This is a genomic window from Kovacikia sp. CALU 1929, from assembly GCF_056784235.1.
On sequence record NZ_JBXBCF010000115.1, the window covers coordinates 15663 to 35434 of the forward strand.

13 protein-coding genes are annotated in these 19772 nt (G+C 49.5%); 5 read left to right on the forward strand and 8 right to left on the reverse strand.

Going from position 1 to position 19772, the window contains the following annotated elements; translation table 11 throughout:
• The first annotated feature begins 383 nt into the window (after nucleotides 1-383).
• Complete coding sequence (locus tag AC1S52_RS31580; protein WP_482033019.1) at nucleotides 384-1493, forward strand: N-acetylmuramoyl-L-alanine amidase-like domain-containing protein; 1110 nt, start codon at nucleotides 384-386, stop codon at nucleotides 1491-1493.
• 215 nt (nucleotides 1494-1708) lie between these two features.
• Here the strand turns inward: AC1S52_RS31580 and AC1S52_RS31585 are convergent, their stop codons facing one another.
• The 3 genes from AC1S52_RS31585 to AC1S52_RS31595 form a co-directional block, all read right to left on the reverse strand.
• Nucleotides 1709-2137, reverse strand: a complete 429-nt coding sequence (locus tag AC1S52_RS31585) for a DUF1036 domain-containing protein (RefSeq protein ID WP_482033020.1) — start codon at nucleotides 2135-2137, stop codon at nucleotides 1709-1711.
• Between the two features lie 290 nt (nucleotides 2138-2427).
• Nucleotides 2428-3471 (reverse strand): SGNH/GDSL hydrolase family protein, encoded by a 1044-nt coding sequence (locus tag AC1S52_RS31590; protein ID WP_482033021.1) that lies wholly within the window; start codon nucleotides 3469-3471, stop codon nucleotides 2428-2430.
• A 553-nt stretch (nucleotides 3472-4024) separates the two neighbouring features.
• Nucleotides 4025-4513, reverse strand: coding sequence for a hypothetical protein (locus AC1S52_RS31595; protein ID WP_482033022.1), 489 nt, complete (start codon nucleotides 4511-4513; stop codon nucleotides 4025-4027).
• 362 nt (nucleotides 4514-4875) lie between these two features.
• Between AC1S52_RS31595 and AC1S52_RS31600 the strand changes: the two genes are divergently transcribed.
• On the forward strand, nucleotides 4876-6759 hold the full coding sequence (locus tag AC1S52_RS31600) for an aspartate kinase (protein WP_482033023.1): 1884 nt from the start codon (nucleotides 4876-4878) through the stop codon (nucleotides 6757-6759).
• Nucleotides 6760-6843: 84 nt separating this feature from the next.
• Here the strand turns inward: AC1S52_RS31600 and AC1S52_RS31605 are convergent, their stop codons facing one another.
• Nucleotides 6844-7146: a hypothetical protein gene (locus AC1S52_RS31605; RefSeq protein ID WP_482033024.1), complete on the reverse strand. Its 303-nt coding sequence runs from the start codon at nucleotides 7144-7146 to the stop codon at nucleotides 6844-6846.
• A gap of 805 nt (nucleotides 7147-7951) precedes the next feature.
• Between AC1S52_RS31605 and AC1S52_RS31610 the strand changes: the two genes are divergently transcribed.
• Nucleotides 7952-11680, forward strand: a complete 3729-nt coding sequence (locus AC1S52_RS31610) for a hybrid sensor histidine kinase/response regulator (RefSeq protein ID WP_482033025.1) — start codon at nucleotides 7952-7954, stop codon at nucleotides 11678-11680.
• Nucleotides 11681-11732: 52 nt separating this feature from the next.
• A complete protein-coding gene (locus AC1S52_RS31615) occupies nucleotides 11733-13046 on the forward strand; it encodes a sensor histidine kinase (protein WP_482033026.1) in 1314 nt (437 codons plus the stop codon).
• Nucleotides 13047-13246: 200 nt separating this feature from the next.
• On the opposite strand, the gene argJ is transcribed toward AC1S52_RS31615, so the two are convergent.
• The 4 genes from argJ to AC1S52_RS31635 all read right to left on the reverse strand — a co-directional run bounded on the left by argJ (nucleotide 13247) and on the right by AC1S52_RS31635 (nucleotide 19483).
• A complete protein-coding gene (argJ, locus tag AC1S52_RS31620; RefSeq protein ID WP_482033027.1) occupies nucleotides 13247-14488 on the reverse strand; it encodes a bifunctional ornithine acetyltransferase/N-acetylglutamate synthase in 1242 nt (413 codons plus the stop codon).
• 474 nt (nucleotides 14489-14962) lie between these two features.
• Nucleotides 14963-16453: an Asp-tRNA(Asn)/Glu-tRNA(Gln) amidotransferase subunit GatB gene (gene gatB, locus AC1S52_RS31625; protein ID WP_482033028.1), complete on the reverse strand. Its 1491-nt coding sequence runs from the start codon at nucleotides 16451-16453 to the stop codon at nucleotides 14963-14965.
• A gap of 169 nt (nucleotides 16454-16622) precedes the next feature.
• Complete coding sequence (locus tag AC1S52_RS31630; RefSeq protein WP_482033029.1) at nucleotides 16623-18554, reverse strand: serine hydrolase; 1932 nt, start codon at nucleotides 18552-18554, stop codon at nucleotides 16623-16625.
• Between the two features lie 65 nt (nucleotides 18555-18619).
• Nucleotides 18620-19483, reverse strand: coding sequence for an RNA methyltransferase (locus AC1S52_RS31635; protein ID WP_482033030.1), 864 nt, complete (start codon nucleotides 19481-19483; stop codon nucleotides 18620-18622).
• A 24-nt stretch (nucleotides 19484-19507) separates the two neighbouring features.
• Here AC1S52_RS31635 and AC1S52_RS31640 point away from each other — a divergent pair, with 24 nt between their 5' ends.
• Complete coding sequence (locus tag AC1S52_RS31640) at nucleotides 19508-19735, forward strand: DUF2256 domain-containing protein (protein ID WP_482033031.1); 228 nt, start codon at nucleotides 19508-19510, stop codon at nucleotides 19733-19735.
• Nucleotides 19736-19772 lie beyond the last annotated feature (37 nt).

Consider the following 19772-nt stretch of genomic DNA (forward strand, 5'->3'; position numbering starts at 1 on the left):
GATGGAAAACCAGGATTGAAAACCCTGTGGCGAGGGCTTGGAGTGCTACATCATTGACTCGAAGGGACGCAACTAGCTGCCAAAATCTAAGCTCTGTCACGGCTCTGCTGACTTCTGCGTAATGGATAGCAAAACGGGCGAGGGAACAAGATTTCTAGCGCCCTTTTCGCTGTGGAGAAGGGTGGGGAATGTAGCTTGCTTCCCGCAGGGTGGGCTAAATCATACCTACATTCAGCAATGCCGGGGGGTCTGCGACCTGCACTGGCATTCAAGAAAACAAAATCAAAAATCATCTTCATATGTTAGATTTGGGCAGCCTAAAACTGTACTGGTTTTGAATGGTCTACAACAGAATTTGCGGCGGGCGATCGCGCTGATTGGTAATGGCAAACATCCTGAAATTCACTGTGGGACTATTGGCAACGGCTGGTTTTGTGGTCTGCCCGCCGCCTAATGCTTCCATTCCAGAGCAATCCGCTCTTGTTTCAGACTCCACCGAGCAAGCGGCACTGAGAAATGCCCGCTTTAGCCATGCGAGTGCTACGGAGCCAAAGTTTCTTTTAAGCCAGTCCTCTCAGTTCACCAGGGGATCTCTGACTGGTCAGAGTCTAGCCACGCAACGGAAGCCTGTAGACTTTTCCCTCTGGTCCCCCCCAGCTAAAACTGCCTTATCGCTGGAAACCACCCCTGTGATGGGTGCCAATGCGATTCAATTTAAGCGGATTATGCAGGATGCGGGGGCGAGATCGCTGCACGATCGCCCAATGGGAGAAATCGTACAGGCGATCTCAAAGCGTTTCTTAGGCAGTCCCTACCAGCCTAATCTGCTGGATCAATCCTCTGAGGAAAGCCTGGTAGTCTCGCTGACTCAGTTCGACTGTGTTTTGTTTGTAGAAACGGTTCTGGCAATCGCGCGCGGGGTTGCCCTACAGGACTATTCTTACGAGTCTTTTACAAACCAATTGCAAAACCAGCGCTACCGGGATGGCAAGTTAAACGGTTACTGTAGCCGCCTGCACTACTTCTCAGACTGGATTACCGATAATCAAAAACGGGGAAATGTGTTCAACCTTGCCCAGCAGATGGGTGGAATTTCCTTTTCCAAAGTGTTGAATTTTATGAGTTCCCACCGTCATAGCTATTCTCGACTAGCTGATGACGAGAAGACTTACCGTTGTATCCAACAGATGGAAGCAACCCTCAACCCCTTCATCATTAACTACATTCCTCCGGGAAAAATCCGCCAGCATTATGCCCAACTGCAACCAGGGGATATTGTGGCGATCGCCACCGATATCCCAGGTTTAGACGTAACCCATACCGGGCTGGTTTACCGCAATGCCGACGGCAGTATCGGATTGATCCATGCTGCCCCCAACCGTGGAGTCAGAATTTCTCTCGACCTTCAGCGTTACATCAATCAGGTCGAGCATCGAATCGGGATTTTAATCGCTCGTCCCGTGGATCCAAGAGGCTCTTTCTCCAGCCCGTAGGACTATAGATCAATGGCACTGACTTAAAACAGAAACCCCTCCTTACCTTGTTCTCCAGGCTCAGCCTGGGAACACTGACTGAGAGGCTCTGCCTCTATCAGCGCTAGAGGCAGAGCCTCCAGGGTTGCCATTCCAAGGCAAAGCCTTGGAACGAGAGGGATGGATGATGGGAAATTAGTTGCGCATCCCTTTATTGAGGGTCTGCCATACCATTGCTATTCCAGGTTTAGCCTGAAGTTAATAGAATCTCTGCCAGTATCGAGTTCGCGGAAGTTTTCCCAACGCGAGTTGGAGCCTTTGCATTGTTTATCTGCATCGGCAAAGGCAAATTCTAAATTCGATACACAGAATTTGTGTTCGCCTCTCCAAAAGTAGGCATTGTCTGTTTTGGCGAAGTAGTAATAGTAGCGGTTTGCCAGGTTGCCTTCTAGCATCGTGCTACACTCGCCCTCTTGCAAACTGAGCCAGCCTACACTCTTCCAGTGAGTCTTTTTAGAAGGGTAGACAACAGCAACATGGACCATACCGTGGTTACTTTGGTTACAAATTTCTAAATTAGCTTTTGCCGAAGTTGCAAATGACAATCTGGCAATCACTCCAATAGCGATCGCCCCCAGTCCAATCAATCCCAATAATTTACGCATCGGTTACTTCTAAGAACTGTCTCAACGTTCCTCTGAAAACCAGTAGGGATTGTATTGTCGTTCAGTTTTGTCTGGCTGGAAGCATTATATTCGCAACTTTTTACGTTGAAATAGCATCCTCAACGATTGGCCAGAATGAGAGGCTTTGTGAGAAAGGATTCCACATCAATCCTTTCTCATAATCTTAATTACAGTGGTTTTCAGACGAGTGCCCCACAGGCGATGCCTTTAGATTAAGGCGAAACAATGGGTCGGTGTGGCATACACAAACGAAAATGGCTGTAAGAGAGCTATAGGACTTCCAACTTCTCGTCCTTGCCCTTATCACTGTCAGTCAACAGCACCCCTGGCTGGAATTTCTGGTTTTGGCGACGTTTAAGGGCAGAGGCTCCCCCTAAAAACATTCCAAATGCTAATAAACCTAAAGTCATAGGCGGTTCGGGAACGGCTTCAATCGTGCTAAAGGCAGCACTGGCAATTTGCTGATGTCCTGCGGTTGTGGGATGTAAGTTATCCCAGAAAAGGTAGGTATTGGGATTATCGCAAAGGGACAGGGGAGACAATGAAAGACAAGCATTAGTCACGTTGGTAAAGCCGTAGGTGGCAGGGTTCGCGATCGCATCCTGAAACAGTGCATTCAAATTGAATGATATCAACAACACAGAAGGATCTAGCTGCTGATCTAAAATGCTGAGGGTTTGTGCCAGCAGTACATTATGCGCGCTCGTGAGTAAATTGAGTGAGGTAGATTGGGGTGTGCTGTTGGTACCCGGTAGATCGCCTAAATTAGGCAAATTAGGCACTAAAAAATTTTTAGCTCCGGCAGCAGCCAGCGTCAGAATCGCATTTGCCAAATTTTGAACAGGCTCAACAGGATTGGTCACCCCTCCTCCCAGATAGTCATTTGACCCTGCAAACAACACATAAAGCCCATGGGGATCTGCCGTATTGGTTAGAGCGTAACTGGTTACTTCCTGCTGCAACCCTGGCAAATTAAAAATTGATGCGACTGGAAGTGTATTGACGGTGCCAGTGGTTGCACCACCAAAAGCAAAATTACTCGCAGGGTTGACCGGCAATCCTAAGTAGGGAGCCAGGTATTCAACCCAAACAGGTCCGTTGGAAAAGCGTACTGCGTAGGGTGGAGAAGGTGGAAACAATCCACCTGTCTGGTTGAACGTGTTGCCAGAGTCCGAAATGCTATCGCCAAAGACGTAGAGTCCACTAAAGTTGAATGCCTGAGCAACGTTTGGAGTAAATGCTACCAGGGAGATCGGCAGTGTGCTGGCGATGATCCCTTGACTGACTTTAGACAAAAAAGTTTGATAAAGCATCTTGTTCTCCAATCAACAACCTGATTCATTGAAAATTCAGTAATATTCCAGTTTCACATTGCCTGATTGTATTGTCCTGGCTTCTGCCGTCTTTCATAAAAGTTTTACTACCAAAGAATTGAATGCAAATTTTAACGGGAACATCGGGTTTTACTGGTGTTCCTTTTAGCGATCGCAATCAGAGAAGCAGCTTTCTGGACAAAAGCAATCTCAAAAACGCAACACATTTTTGGTTTCTCTGATCACTTTTACGTATTCTCACGGTTAATCTGTGTAGATTCATATAAAGCTTTAATGAAGTTCACGGATGAGTACTAGAATCACAGGCGAAAATCTGGATACGTACCCAAAATATTAGAAACTCCAAAGGCTTTTTCTCAATTGATTCTGGACAAAGATGCAGACCAAAAAGGGAAGGGGGCGATCGCTCCCTTCCCTCATCGAGTCAAATAGTTACCCTAACCATTACGGTGTTGCTGATTTTGGGTATGAATTGAGGGTTGTATGAATTGAACTTCGTTCCAACTCATACGGCTATTCAGCACCACCAACGTTACAGAATATTGGGGATGAAGTCTGCCACTAATCCAGTCACGGTATGAATCAGAACGGCGTTGGAACCGATCATATAGAGGTCGTAGTTTCTCGGCAAGCTAAGGTGGGAAACAACCTGTCTGGATAGTGGAATTTTTTTGGCAATTCCACGGGGTAACCCCTTACCACGCGCCAGTTGGCGTTGAATTCCACGAGGTAGAGAATTGCGCTGATTCGCAATTTGCACCAGCGTCGTTCTGGGCATCAGTCTGGTATTGCGACCCCGCAGCAAGTTATATAAGTTACTCCGCTGATAACCCGACAACGTAATCAGTTGTACTTGATTGTGTCTGACAGAATTGATCGAAGAGCCGGAGGAGGGAACCACGTAAATAGTTTGGTATCCTCTGCCCCCCTTTGGTTTTGCAGAGGCTGAAGGGGTCCACAGCCCACTACTTAAAAGGACCAAACCACTCAGGACAACCGTGTAGAATTTCCAGGATTTCATGGATATTAACCTTGAATTGATGACTTGAACTACAGCATGTAGTAGACGCTCCAAAAAAATGGCGGGGGGCGTGCTCTCATCTTGAAGCAGTCTTATAGCGCTTTTGAATCCAGTGAGGTACATGGATAGCCGTAGAACCCTTGAATCAAACAGATGAGATGTACCTCACCCAGAAAGGAAACGCTATATACAGGAAGACGGAGAGAGGCAAAGGAGGTTCCATTCAGTCCCAGCCATCTCCTCAATGGTTTTCTCTCAAATCTAGTGAGTGGAATCAACCGGGTTGAGGTTTAATCAGATCGGGAGACTTGTAGCATGATAGGTAATCAAGTTCCCCTGTTGGGTTGGTTGAAAGAACGGTCATGGCATTAATTGTTCAAAAATACGGTGGTACGTCGGTTGGGTCAGCAGAGCGCATTCAAGCAGTTGCACAGAGGGTATACCGCACGGCTGAGGCAGGAAACTCTGTCGTTGTAGTGGTTTCGGCAATGGGCAAAACAACGGATGGTCTGGTCAAGCTTGCCCATGAGATTTCCTCTAACCCGAGCCGTCGGGAAATGGACATGTTGTTGTCAACCGGTGAGCAGATCTCGATCGCCCTGCTCAGCATGGCATTACACGAACTGGGACAGCCCGCCATTTCCCTCACCGGGGCGCAGGTGGGGATTGTGACTGAAGCAGAACATACCCGTGCCCGTATTTTGCGGATTGAAACCGATCGGCTCAACCGCCATTTGCAAAAAGGCGAGGTCGTTGTGGTGGCTGGCTTCCAGGGGATCAGCAGCACGGATGACCTGGAAATCACAACCTTAGGGCGCGGCGGTTCTGACACTTCTGCGGTTGCCCTGGCGGCAGCACTCAAAGCAGACTTTTGCGAGATTTACACGGATGTTCCTGGTATCCTGACCACCGATCCCCGCCTGGTTCCCGATGCCCAACTAATGGCAGAGATTACCAGCGATGAGATGCTAGAACTTGCCAGTCTGGGAGCAAAAGTTCTCCATCCCCGTGCGGTTGAGATCGCCCGCAATTACGGGATCCCCCTCGTCGTTCGCTCTAGTTGGTCAGAAGATCCTGGCACCTGGGTCATATCCCCTCCACCCAAGCAGCGTCCCCTGGAAGGCTTGGAACTGGTGCGTCCAGTCGATGCGGTTGAGTTTGATACGGACCAGGCAAAGGTGTCTCTGCTGCGGGTGCCCGATCGCCCCGGTGTGGCTGCGCGTCTGTTTGGTGAAATTGCCCTGCAAGACCTGGATGTCGATCTGATTATCCAGTCTATCCATGAGGGCAACTCAAACGATATTGCTTTTACGGTAATTAAGAACTCTCTGAATCGGGCAGAAGCTGTTGCCAGCGCCATTATTCCAGCATTGTGTCAGCCTGATGATCTGGGAGCAGCGGAAACCGATGGAGATCCGAGGCTGGAGGCGGCTGAGGTAATGGTTGAGAAGCAAATTGCCAAGGTAACCATTGCGGGAGCCGGGATGATTGGGCGACCGGGGGTCGCTGCCCAGATGTTTTCAACCCTGGCAGAGGCGGGGATTAACATCCAGATGATTTCGACTTCGGAAGTGAAGGTGAGTTGTGTGATTGCTCAGGAAGACTGTGACCGGGCAATCGCGGTTCTCTGTGAAACATTTGAGGTGAATAGTTCACCCGTGAGTGAAGGAACCGAGTACAGAGCGCACGCCTCCGGGGTTGATCATAGCGTTACGGTCTCTGCGGTGTCCTCCGCTTCCTCAGCGGTGCGGGGAGTTGCCCTTGATCTGAAGCAGGCACGGCTTGCCATTCGCCATGTACCGGATCACCCTGGGATGGCAGCCCGCATTTTCAAAATCCTGGCGGATCAAACCATCAGCGTGGACATGATTATTCAGTCCCAGCGCTGCCGGATTGTGAATGGAACCACCACTCGCGATATTGCCTGTACCGTGGCTCAGATGGATGGAGAACTTGCTCGACTGACCCTGGAAAAAGCTGCTCCAGAGTTGGGCTATGGAGAAGTGTTGGTAGATCCGGCGATCGCGAAGGTCAGTATTGTTGGCTCTGGGATGGTGGGGCAACCTGGGGTAGCTGCTCGCATGTTTGCTGCCCTGGCAGAGCAGCGGATTAATATTCAGATGATTGCAACGTCGGAAATCAAAATCAGTTGTCTGGTCGGCGAAGAGGACGGGGTGAAAGCATTACAGACCATTCATGCAGCTTTTGGACTGTCCGGTAGCCAAACGATTCAGGTGCCAGCATAGGGCGTTGCTAATTTCGGGTATGAATTGAGAGTTGTATGAATTGAAACTTCGTTCAATTCATACTGCTATTCAGCACCACCCAGGTTACAGGGCAGGCAATGCCGTCGCTAAAGGGTTGCGTAAACTAATCCAGACGATATACCGCTGTTTGGAAGCACTGATCAGCGTTGGAATGCCCTGCCCAATCAACTCACATCCAAATCGATAAGCTTCTAGTCTGTTGTCTGGGCTGAACTGTTTTGCCAATCTATACAGTTCGTTGCCGTTGGTCATCCCATCTTGCACAGACTGATCCATGTAGAACTTAAATAAGATGATTTGTTGCTCAGGGATCACGTGAGGAGAAGATTCTAACGTAGTGATAGATGGATCTGTAAAGACTGACATCACTATTGTCCTGATGGGGTGAGGTGAGCAATCAAAGGATTACTTCAGATGAACGATTAAAGGAAAAGTAGTGATGCTATTTTTGCGGTACTAGTAGAGCAACTTAAAAATTCTGCAATGCAGGTTGGGTAGAACATCAGCGAAACCCAACATTACACTAGTAGAAATGACTGATTCAAAACCAATAAACTAACTAATCTGCTAAATGGCGGATGGTTTTAATTAGTGGATTGCTAAGTTGATTTTATTCTATAAAATTTTTAGCAAGATTTCTATAAATCGTTATCCGAATTAAATATATTTCTTCAAGATTAACGTGAGGTTAATGAGTTGCCCTGATATTCCGTATAGCCTGATACAGGCTACCTTGAGAGCAATTCCAGGCTAAAAGCTGAAACAGATATATTTCTTGTCGAAGATTAAATGTCATTAAAACTCAGCATTTTTTTTAAGATATGTTTCCTTTGCTGTTTGCCTGGGAACTCTGTTTAGTGAAGCAAGCAAAGAGATTCATTTAATTATTTACTATTTTTCATTTAAGTATTTTTTGGGATAGAGGTTTGAGTTTTCAAGCGAAGGGGCAAGATCACCGATCGGTCAGCCATTCCTGCCTATAACGCTTAAACAGAGACGCGATCGCCCTTCCCAGGGAAGTGTTTGCAAAAGCCATATACGCACCCAAGTACGAGCTAACGAAGACTGGAGAAGCCTCGTGGATAGCCTTTTCGCCGGTAGCAGCGCAGTTGAGAATATCAATTTGCCCAGATTTCTGAAATTGTTCGCGAAGGGCGCAAGTGTCCTTGTGATGTTGATTGGTGGGGTTGTCATCCTTGGCTGGGTGTTTGATGTCCCGGCATTAAAGAGCATCCTGCCAGTGTGGGTAACGATGAAAGCGAATACTGCAATCTGCTTCATATTATGTGGCAGCGCTCTGCAACAACTGTGTAAACCCATGCGCCGATCCACCCGTTATGCTCAGGGCTTGGCTGCGATCGCGCTCGGTATTGGGTTACTCACCTTGGTTCAGTACGGCTTTGGGATCAACCTGGGAATTGATCAGCTTTTGTTTAAGGAGTCCGCAGCAGCCGTAGGGACCTCTGATCCCGGTCGGATGGCGGTTAACACAGCCCTAAATTTTGTGTTACTTGCGTCTGCGCTAGTCCTGTTAAGCAAACCGCGATCGCCTCAAGCTGGCATCCAGGTATTTACTGTGATTGCATTTTTCATTGCCTTCCTGGGTTTGCTTGGCTACCTCTACAACATTCAAGAGTTTTATGGCTTTGGCTCATACACCAAGATGGCAGTCCATACAGCGATCGCATTCCTCATTCTCTGTGTGGGGATCCTCTGCCTCCATCCAGAGCAGGGGATCATGGGCACAATTACCAGTCAACATGCAGGTGGTCTGATGGCAAGGCGGTTACTTCTAACCGTGTTTGGAGTACCTCCTATTCTGAGTGGACTGATCCTGGCAGGCTACCGTGCTCAACTTTACAGTGGTGCAGTGGGTTTATCGCTCTCTGCTGTGTTCAGCATCATCGTGTTTGCTGTTGTGATCTGGAGAAATGCAAGAGTATTAGGCAAAATAGACACCCGGCGGCAACAGGCAGAAGAACAACGGAAAAGTGAAGAGCGGTTTCGCTCTCTGATCACGGCAACGTCTCAAATTGTTTGGTCAACCCATGCACATGGTCAAGTACTGGAAGATTCTCCCAGTTGGAGAGCTTATACTGGGCAAACCTTTGAAGAGTACCAGGGTTTGGGCTGGTTAAATGCGGTTCACCCTGATGACCGGGAAAAGTCTGCTCACCTATGGACACAGGCAGTTGAGTGCAAGAGTCTATACGAAACTGAATACCGTCTTCAATCAGTTGAAGGCGATTACCGCTACTTTTGGGTGCGGGGAGTTCCCGTTTTAGACAACAATGGCAATATCTGTGAGTGGATCGGAACCTGTACCGATATTCACGATCGCAAACAAGCTGAAACGGCATTGTTCCAGTTAGCTGCCATTGTGGAATCATCGGAAGATGCGATTATTAGCAAAACCCTGGATGGGATAATCTCTAGCTGGAATGCGGGGGCAGAAAGATTATTTGGTTATACGCCAGCGGAAGCGATTGGTCAGCCTATCTTTCTACTGATTCCACCTGACCGTTTGAACGAAGAACCCCAAATTCTGGAGAAACTCAAACGGGGAGAACGAATTGAGCATTTTGAGACACTCCGCAAACGGAAGGATGGCACCCTGGTTGATATTTCGCTCACCGTTTCGCCACTTAGAAATAAAACGGGTGCAATCATAGGATTCTCGAAAATTGCCCGGGATATCAGTAAGCAGAAAGCCGCGTTACGCGATCGCCAGCAGGCTGAAACCGCGCTTGCCAATAGTGAAGCCAAGTTCCGCTATTTAGTCGAAAATGCCACCGATCTGATCTGGTCTTCCACACTGGAGGGAACGCTAACTTACATTTCGCCCAGCCTCAAACAAATGGCGGGATTCGATCCCTCAGAGTTCTCAGGTCAATCATTTGCACCCCTGGTTCATCCCGATCAACTCGCAGACTGTCTGGCATTTCTGCGGCGGGTTGTAGATACCGGTGAGCAACAGAGTGGATTTGAGTTTCAGCATCAGCGTAAAGGCGGTAGTTGGTTCTGGGCATCCAGTAATGTCTCTCCTGTAAAGAATGAACTGGGAAAAGTAGTCGGGTTTCAGGGCATTATCCAAAACATTGACGATCGCAAAAAAACCGAACTCGCATTACGTCAAAGTGAAGAGCGTCTACAAGCTATTTTGGATAACTCGCCCGCCGTCATCTATCTCAAAGATGTGCAAGGACAATTTATTACCGTCAATCGTCAATTTGAATCGTTGTTTCACATCAGCAAAGCTGAAATTGTTGGGAAGCAGAACAATGAGCTATTTGATCAAGAACTGGCAGACATCTTTGATGCCAACGATCGAGCGGTGTTAGCAGCCGGAAAGGCGATGCAGTGGGAAGAAATTGCCCCCCATGATGATGGGCTACATACCTATCTCTCCCTCAAATTTCCTCTGCTGACGACCGAGGGTTCTCCCTATGCGCTATGCGGGATCTCAACCGACATTACAGAGCGCAAACAAGCGGAGATCGCACTTGAACAGGCTAAAGAAGCCGCAGAAGCTGCAAATCGCGCTAAGAGTGAATTTCTGGCAAACATGAGTCACGAGTTGCGGACTCCACTCAATGGTGTCATTGGCTACGCTCAAATTCTTCAACGGGCAAAAAGCTTAAGTGAAGAAGATCGATCGCGGATTGAGGTGATTCACCAGTGCGGTACGCATTTGCTGACCTTAATCAATGACATTCTGGATCTGTCCAAAATTGAAGCGCGGAAAGTAGAACTGTTGCCCACCGATTTCCATCTTCCAGCATTTCTACAAGGGGTGGCTGAAATGTGTCGGGTTCGTGCCGAACTGAAGGGCATTCAATTCCGGTATGAATCGGCTCCTGAATTGCCAATGGGCATTCGGGCGGATGAAAAGCGCCTGCGGCAAGTGCTGATTAATCTTCTCACCAATGCGATTAAATTTACGGATGCTGGTAGTGTCACCTTTACCATCAGCTTTGCCAGCGAGGGAAGAATTCGGTTTGAAGTACGCGATACGGGTATTGGCATTCCCCCGGAAAAACTTCAGGTCATCTTCCAACCTTTTGAGCAGGTGAGTGATGCAAAACGACAGGCTGAGGGAACAGGGCTGGGGCTGGCAATTAGCCAGGAGATTGTGGAATTGATGGGAGGCACCATTCAGGTTCAAAGTGAAGTTGATGTGGGCAGTATCTTCTGGTTTGACGTGGAACTCACCCAGGCAGATGAATGGGTAAAAACGGGTCAGATCGATCGCCATGGACAAATTGTTGGCATTAAGGATCGTCAACCCAAAATTCTAGTGGTTGATGACAAATGGGAAAACCGATCAATCATCTCTAATCTGCTTGCTCCCATTGGGTTCGAAGTATTCGAGGCAATGGATGGTAATGAAGCCTGGCAAAAGATTCTAGAGTTTCATCCGGATCTCGTCATCACTGATCTACTAATGCCAGCCATTGATGGTTTTGAATTAATCAATCGAATTCGAACAACAGAAGCATTGAAACATCTGGTTGTGATCGTTTCATCTGCCAGTGTGTTTGAAGCCGATCAGTACCGTAGTATCGAAGCGGGAGGCAATGACTTCCTGCCCAAGCCCGTACTGGCAGCAGACTTACTTCAGAAATTACAAAAGCACCTGCAATTGGAATGGATCTACGAAGAGCCAAAACCACTGCCCCAACCAATCACAGAGGGTACTGAGTTGATTGCTCCTCCGGCTACGGAGTTGGCAATTCTACATGAGTTAGCCATGAAAGGAAATTTCAAAGGCATCGCCAAACAGGTCGCTTTACTGGAGCAGGCAGATCAAAAATATAGTTCCTTTGCAAACAAGCTCCATCAACTGGCAAAGACATTTCAAGACCAGGAAATTCTGGCACTCATCCAATCCTTTCAGTGAAGTCCATTCACTCAGGACATAGCTAAGAACTATCAAGTCACATGTAAGTACTATGAATCCATCTGTTGATCAGAATGCAACTGTTCTCATCGTTGATGATAATCCTGCGAATTTGGGTGTTTTGTCTGACACGCTCGATCAAGCAGGTCTAGAAGTTTGGGTGGCACAATCGGGCAAAATTGCGCTGGAACGGGTCAAATATGCTTTACCCAATCTGATTTTGCTGGATGTGATGATGCCGGAAATCGACGGATTTGAAACTTGTTGCCAGCTCAAAGCCAATCCCGAAACCAAAGATATTCCAGTCATCTTCATGACCGCCCTCTCTGATACCACCAACAAGGTTGAAGGATTTCAGCTTGGGGCGGTAGACTACATCACCAAACCGTTTCAGCAGGAGGAAGTCCTGGCGCGGGTTAAATTGCACTTAAAGCTGTTTGAACTGTCAAAGAAACTGGAACAGAAGAATACGCAGTTAGAACAAAAAGTTGCAGAAGTGACTCAGGCTTATAGCACCTTGCAGCAAGCGCAACTCCAACTAGTTCAGTGCGAAAAAATGTCTGGTTTGGGGCAGATGGCGGCTGGGATTGCCCATGAAATTAATAACCCGGTGAATTTTATTTATGGCAACCTCACCCATGCCAAAGATTATATTGAAGATGTCATGGGATTGCTAAATCTGTACCAAACGGAGTATCCAAATCCTACCCCTCGCATTCAGGCAGAACAGGAAGCGATCGATCTTGATTTCATTGAGGATGACCTGCGCAAGCTGTTCAACTCAATGACTTTGGGCGCACAGCGCATTCATGAAATTGTCAAATCGATGCGAATCTTCTCTCGGTTGGATGAGTCTCATGCCAAGGCAATCGATATCCATGAGGGAATTGATAGTACACTCACAATTCTGCATCATCGATTGAAGGCTAAACCGGAACAGGCGGCGATCGAAATTTTTAGAGATTACGGTCAATTGCCGCTAATTGAATGTTATGCGGGGCAACTCAACCAGGTGTTCATGAATATTCTATCGAATGCCGTAGATGCGTTAGAAGAATACAACCAGCAACAATCCCCCACCAACCCCACCCACCAACCGGGTAAAATTCAAATTACTACGGAAACCATTGGTGATCAATGGATTGCCGTTCGCATCGCTGACAATGGTCCAGGAATCAGCGAAGCCGTAAAAACCAAGTTGTTTGACCCTTTCTTTACAACAAAGCCTGTGGGTAAAGGAACCGGCTTGGGACTGTCGATTAGCTACGAAATCGTAGTAGAGAAGCATGGGGGAAAACTCTACTGCCAGTCATTACCGGGACAGGGGACCGAATTTGTCATTGAAATTCCAATTCAACAAAAATGAACCATCAGATCGGCAACAATAGACCTTGCATAGACTTGTAGAAACAACTAATTAGGTGGGACTCATCAAAATAAAACCTGTGTAAGGTCGGTTGAGGCACGTCACCCAACACCTGCACAGGTGACGCTCCCCAAATTTGCCCACAAATTATGAACGTGAGTTTCGGATCTCTGCTCCAAAGTTGAGGGCTATTTCAATGCTTAAGTGGTGTATTCCGCATTGATCTTGACGTAATCGTAGCTGAGGTCGCAGCCCCAGGCAGTGCCAAAGCCAGAACCATGACCAATGCTGACGGTCATCAGAACCGTGTCTTCTTTTAAATAAGCGCCTTCCGCCACCTGTTTCAGGTAAGCGTTGGCAGCCATGCGATCAAACGGTTGAGGTTGTCCATTCTGCATCATCAAAAAATGACCAAGCTTGATTTGTAAGTCGTTCTGGTCAAACGCAACCCCTGCCCGTCCCGCGGCTCCCGCAATTCTGCCCCAGTTGGGATCACGCCCAAAGATGGCGGATTTAACCAGGGAAGACCCGGCGATAGTGCGGGCGACCTGGCGAGCGGCTTCGTCATCCGCAGCACCAGAAACCTGAACTTCCAGTAAGCAGGTTGCGCCTTCGCCATCACGGGCGATCGCCTTTGCCAGGTAAATGCAAACCTCGGTCAGCATTGCCTCTAACTTGTCGGCATCGGCTCCCGGTTCGGTAATGGCGGGCGTGCGAGACTCGCCATTTGCCAGGGCAAACAGGGAATCATTCGTGCTGGTGTCGCCATCTACTGTGATCTGGTTAAAGCTGAGGTCAGCGGCACGGCTTAACATTTGCTGCCAGAGGTGGGGAGAAACCGCCGCGTCACAGGTGACAAATGCCAGCATGGTTGCCATGTTTGGGTGAATCATCCCAGAGCCTTTGGCAATGCCACCAATTCTCACAGGTCGGTCATGCAGGACGGTTTCCAGAGCGATCGCTTTCGGTACCAGATCGGTGGTCATAATGGCTTTAGCCGTAGTCTCAGACCCCGTTTCCGAAAGGGAAGCAATCAATTGGGGTAGGGCAGCTTTGAGTTTGTCCAGCTTAATCCGCTGTCCAATCACTCCTGTCGAGGCTAGCAGAATGGATTCAGGGGAAATGTTGAGCAACTGACTGAGGGACTGGGCACTGTCCAAAGCATCTTCCCAACCGTGGGTGCCCGTGGCAGCATTTGCCTGACCAGCGTTGCAGAGAATCGCCCGGGCACTTTGTTTAGCCTGAAGCCGTTGTCGGCAGTAATCCACACAGGCGGCACGAACTTGACTGGTGGTAAACACACCCGCCGCGATCGCTTCCACATCCGACACAATCAATGCCAGGTCTGGCAACCCTGAAGGCTTCAACCCCGCTGCCATTCCCGTTGCCCGGTATCCTTTGGGAGCCGTAATGCCACCGGAAATCTCCTGCCAGTCTGTCATGCTAACGCCTCTTCATCAACAATCCAGGCGATTATAGCAGGGTTATTAGGGAAGGATGAAGGATGAAAGCGGAAGGATGAAGACTGGCCCTGAGCGAAGAAAAAAGGGAGAGTCGCCTGAGCGCCTCCCCCTATCATCAGGGTGCATCTACTTACCACAGTATGCCACTTGAAGGGCGGGGGGTAACACCCCCTAAGATTTTTTGATTAAAATTTTACATGGGAAACACATTTAAGGGGTGGGGGGTGAAGCCCCTCACTTCCTCGGAAGCAATCCCAGGGGAAATTGCTCGGCTTTGCGGACAAACGGAAAAGGATGGACGCACTTTACAAAGGATTGCGGATTTGATCCCCATGTCCATTCCTTCAAATTAAAGGTACTTACAGGTCAACGGACTCTGCCATGCCCGACAGCCGGTACCCAATATCCGATACTCAGTATTGGGGGTTGCCCCTGTGAAAAATTTTGAAAGCACTACTCATTAAGCTTTTTGGCGAGTAGCTGATTGGTCAGTTTTGGATCGGCACGTCCCCCGGTCTTCTTCATCACCTGTCCAACGAAGAAACCCAGCATTTTTGTCTTGCCATTGCGGTACTGTTCCAGTTCTTTGGGATGGGCGGCTAAAACTTCATCAATGGCAGTTTCAATCACACCCGTGTCAGAAATCTGGATCAGCCCCTTGCTTTCGATCAGTTGTTTGGGGGAGCCGCCTTTTTCTAAGAGTTCTGGCAAAATGTCTTTACCAATCTTGTTGCTAATCGTCCCACTTTCAATCAGAGTGGTCAGTTCAGCCAGTTCCTGCGGTTTGAGTGGCAGGGTTGCAATGCTGACATCGCTGTTGTTGTTTAAGTAAGCGCTAATGTCTCCCATCAACCAATTGGCAGCTAGTTTAGCAGGAGCACCAGCGGTAATGGTTGCCTCAAAGTACTCTGCCATTGCCCGGTCGTCAGTCAGCACCCGTGCATCGTAGGCAGACAAGCCCGACTCGCTCTCGTAGCGCTGCCGCTTCTGGTAGGGTAACTCTGGTAATTCAGCGGTCCACCCCTTCAGTTGTGTCTGAGAAACTTCAATGGGTCCCAGGTCGGGTTCCGGGAAGTAACGGTAGTCGCTGGAGCCTTCCTTCGTCCGCATACTAACCGTGCGCTGAGAGTTTTCTTCCCACAGGCGTGTTTCTTGAACGATGCGCTCTCCTGTCTCGATCGCCTCAATTTGCCGCTCAATTTCGTACTCGATTGCCCGCTGAATGGCATTGAAGGAGTTCATGTTCTTGATTTCGACCTTGGTGCCAAATTCCTGCTGTCCTACGGGACGGACTGAAATGTTGACATCGCAGCGGAGGGAGCCTTCCTGCATGTTGCCATCGCTGACTCCGAGGTAGCGCAGGATGCGCCGTAGTTCCTGGGCATACTCAGCGGCTTCCTGCCCGGAGCGCATATCTGGCTCTGACACGATTTCTGCCAGCGGCACACCAGTGCGGTTGAAATCTACCAACGAGTAGGTAGAACCCGCGAGGCGATCGCTGCCTCCATGAACGAGCTTTCCAGCATCCTCTTCCATGTGCAGGCGAGTGATGCCAATTCGCTTGCGACTAGCTTCGCCGGTTTCTTTGTTGACCAGTTCAATTTCGAGCCAACCGTGCTCGGCGATCGGCAGGTCGTACTGGGAAATTTGATAATCCTTCGGCAGATCGGGGTAAAAGTACTGTTTGCGGTCAAACTTGCTATAGGGAGCAATCTCACAGTTGAGGGCTAAACCTGCCTTTACCGCATATTCCAAAACTTTCTGATTCAACACGGGCAGAACTCCCGGCATTCCCATACACACCGGGCATACCTGCGTATTCGGGGTTCCGCCAAAGGTAGTGGCGCAGTTGCAGAAAATCTTCGTTTCCGTCTTCAGTTGAACGTGGGTTTCCAGACCAATAACCGCTTCATACTGGGTTTTTACTGGGGCAGCAGTGACCATAGGCTCCCATTCTTACAACGAGCAATGCTGCTCTATTGTAGCCTCTACCGACAGTAATCTCCCTACCGGGGGCGGCTGAGGGAGCGAAATTATAGCCCAAGCCTTTATCAGTGATGGCGGGATTGCGCCTATTTGTCCATCGGGTCAGTAACAATCCTGGAACCAACCCTTACCCCTGAGTGGAATCTGCGGCAGAATCGCCAGAATTTTCCTGATTGCTGTTCCCAGCGGGAGAAGGCTGCCCGGTTGGAGTCGTAGGAGACGCACTGGCAGGGGGATTTTTGGCAGCCGCGGGGGGGCGGGTGAAGTAGAGGTAGGCAAGCCGAGAAAATTGGCTGACAAAGTCATATGCCCGGTCATCATTGTGGGAACGCTTGACCAGAACAGTTATCAAATAACGCTTACCGTTGGGTAAATCGATCAAGCCCGTGTCGCCGATTAAACTGCCAATGTCCCCAGTTTTGTGAGCAATCGATGCGCCCGCCCCCAAACCCGGTCCCAGTTGGCTGTTGTTCTCCGTGCGCCGCATAATGTCGAGGATGCGATCGCGAGATCGCATGGACACCAGCTCTCCCTGGCTAAGGCGGTTCATCAGGAAGGAAAGTTCTTTAGGCGTTGTAGTATTCGTTCCTTCCAGATCGGGCAGCAAATTGTTGAGTACCGTTGCATTCAAACCCCAGGTTTTGAAGCGCTGGTTCAGGGCACGTATCCCCCCTAACCGAGCAATGATCAGGTTGGTCGCGGTGTTGTCGCTGATAGTAATCATCTTGGTTGCCACTTCCAGCGCGGAATACTTTGTCCCTGGTGTGGCATATTGCATGTCACCAGAGCCGCTCCCAATCAGTTCTTTCTGCAAAACTAATGGCTCATCCAGACGAATTTTTCCCGCATCCACCTCCTGAAAGAATGCCACCAGGATGGGCACCTTAATCGTACTGGCAGAGGCAAAAACAGCTCCTCCGTTCACATCTACATAGTTATTGGTGTCCAAATCCATGACAAATATCCCTGGGGTCATCTGGGTATTTTTCATGATTAACGCTTGCATCGCGTTTTTAAGGGCTGACATTTCCTGTCCCGACTGCGTCATGTGAGCCAGCGACGCTGTGACAGATGCTTGCTCCTGACTGGTGTTTGCTCCTACACCTGCTTGCTTAACGGGTTGCTGGGAAGTCAATGACCGATTTGCCGGATCCCACACGGATAGGATGGTTCCTGCCAGTACCCCCACGCCAACACTCAAGATCAGCAGGCGCGTCGTATATAACATCGCTGCAAATGCCCGTGAGCGGCGTTTGGGAGCCGAAGGGGAACCGTTGCGTTGCCGCGATCGCCCAACCCGCCGGTTTTTAGAAGCTTCTGCCACTAAAGGGTTGGCCTGTGTCGTGCCCGAATTCGCGATCGGCATCACCGCCCCCGATCTGCGTTGCCCCCGCAACGTCGCTAATCTGGATGCATCTTGCTCTCCCATTGGGGTGGATGGTTGAACCGGACTTAAAGGACGAGCATTGGACTCCTTTGCAGCAGACCGCAGACTCCGCTCTCGATGTCCATTTCCACGCCAGGTTTCAGGAGAATCGGCTGATTGAGCAACCTGGCGATCGCGAACTGGAAACTGAGTAATCCCATTTTGACGAGAGGGGGCTGGATCTGGACGCGATCGCCAAGTCGAAACCTGTCGTCCGTTGTCCAACGACGCAGATCCCATGCGCCTGTCTACTGAATCAGATCCCCGATCCCGGTCAATCCGCAGGGAACGAAAGCGATCGCGGGATAGCTCCAGATCATCCCTGACGCTATGCGACAGCGATCGCTGACCACCGCCAGTTCCATTGGCGGCTGCTTGCCGTGAAGATGCTTTGCGGGAGCGTTGGGAACCCTGCCCAAACAAGCGCTGCCAAAGGGTAATAGAGTCTTGCTTAGAAGCACTATCTCTGGAGCCAGAGCCTCCTATCCGGCTCTGCTCGTTCCGCTGTGGATCGCTTCGCCCCTGGCGATGAGGCGGGGACTCACGGGGCAACACCCCTGACTTTGAGAACCGCTGCGATTCAACAGAACGATTGCTACGTGATTTGTGCGACTGGTCGCCCGACTCCGACATAATGGCACTCCGACTCAGAGCTAACGGACACATTATCAGAAAAAAGTCTACTTGCCGAATGATCTTTACAGCGAATCACGATTGGTGGGTTGGTGCAGGTTTTGAATTGCCCACTCAACCTGACTTAATACTCCCCGCAACATGGCTACCTCTATGCTAGATGGCAATGCCCGGTTAAATAACTGGCGAAATTTCTGCATCCGGCTGCTTGTTGTATGGGGATAGAGATAACCAATTTTGAGCAGCAAGGTTTCTAGCTGTTGATAATATGCCTCAAGAGCCTCAAACGCGGCAGGCGGGGGCACAGACTGATTCCTGGCTCCCGTCATCAGGTAGGGATCCAACAATTGTTGGGTCGGCGGTTCAACCATTGTCGGAACCGTGCGACGTTCAGGTTGCAAATCGGGGCAGTCCGGTTTCTGCCTTCTCACCAACGCCTCCTGGTACAACTCGTAACAGCAAATTGCCACAGCCTGCGCCAGATTCAGCGAGGGATAATCAGGGTTGGAAGGAATGGAGAGAAACCGCTGGGCATAGTTCAATTCAATATTGTTTAAGCCCCGGTCTTCAGGACCAAAGATGAGTGCGGCATTTCCCTGTTGGGCAACGTCTAGCAGCCAGGGCAAAGCGGTTTTAGGCTGCTCCAGGGTAATCGGGAATGTACGAGAACGGGCAGTCGTCGCGATCGCCCACTGGCACCCACCCAATCCCTCCGGCAACGAAGCAACAATCTGCGCCTCTTCCAGCACCCCGCCCGCATGAACCGCCATCTGCCGTGCCTCATCCCCCAGGTGGTCACAATGGGGGATCACCAGCACCAGGTGGCTTAGACCCATGTTTTTCATAACACGGGCGATCGCCCCGACATTCAACGGTCCTGCCGGTTCTACCAGAACAATGCGGATATTCGCTAACGGGGTTTCAACCATTTTGCAGTTGTTAAGTTTTATGATGTGGGAAGTCCGGAAATGGGTGTCGGCACCCTATTTACTCCACCATCCTCCTTCCCCTTCCTCTATATCATGGGACGTGTTCGCTCTAAATCTGATTTACCTGCGAAAATTTGTCCTGTTTGCGATCGCCCCTTTACATGGCGTAAAAAGTGGGAGGATTGTTGGGATGACGTGAAGTACTGCTCAGAACGCTGTCGCCGTCGGCGATCTCAGGCGAAAGGGCAATAAAGATGATAGGGCAGAGGGGTAGAGGTTTACCCATTTC

What these genes read in the sequence shown, in the direction of transcription:
- AC1S52_RS31580 (WP_482033019.1), top strand. Translation starts at nt 384, where the DNA reads ATGGCAAACATCCTGAAATTCACTGTGGGACTATTGGCAACGGCTGGT.
- AC1S52_RS31585 (WP_482033020.1), bottom strand. Translation starts at nt 2,137, where the DNA reads ATGCGTAAATTATTGGGATTGATTGGACTGGGGGCGATCGCTATTGGA.
- AC1S52_RS31590 (WP_482033021.1), bottom strand. Translation starts at nt 3,471, where the DNA reads ATGCTTTATCAAACTTTTTTGTCTAAAGTCAGTCAAGGGATCATCGCC.
- AC1S52_RS31595 (WP_482033022.1), bottom strand. Translation starts at nt 4,513, where the DNA reads ATGAAATCCTGGAAATTCTACACGGTTGTCCTGAGTGGTTTGGTCCTT.
- AC1S52_RS31600 (WP_482033023.1), top strand. Translation starts at nt 4,876, where the DNA reads ATGGCATTAATTGTTCAAAAATACGGTGGTACGTCGGTTGGGTCAGCA.
- AC1S52_RS31605 (WP_482033024.1), bottom strand. Translation starts at nt 7,146, where the DNA reads ATGTCAGTCTTTACAGATCCATCTATCACTACGTTAGAATCTTCTCCT.
- AC1S52_RS31610 (WP_482033025.1), top strand. Translation starts at nt 7,952, where the DNA reads ATGTTGATTGGTGGGGTTGTCATCCTTGGCTGGGTGTTTGATGTCCCG.
- AC1S52_RS31615 (WP_482033026.1), top strand. Translation starts at nt 11,733, where the DNA reads ATGAATCCATCTGTTGATCAGAATGCAACTGTTCTCATCGTTGATGAT.
- argJ (WP_482033027.1), bottom strand. Translation starts at nt 14,488, where the DNA reads ATGACAGACTGGCAGGAGATTTCCGGTGGCATTACGGCTCCCAAAGGA.
- gatB (WP_482033028.1), bottom strand. Translation starts at nt 16,453, where the DNA reads ATGGTCACTGCTGCCCCAGTAAAAACCCAGTATGAAGCGGTTATTGGT.
- AC1S52_RS31630 (WP_482033029.1), bottom strand. Translation starts at nt 18,554, where the DNA reads ATGTCGGAGTCGGGCGACCAGTCGCACAAATCACGTAGCAATCGTTCT.
- AC1S52_RS31635 (WP_482033030.1), bottom strand. Translation starts at nt 19,483, where the DNA reads ATGGTTGAAACCCCGTTAGCGAATATCCGCATTGTTCTGGTAGAACCG.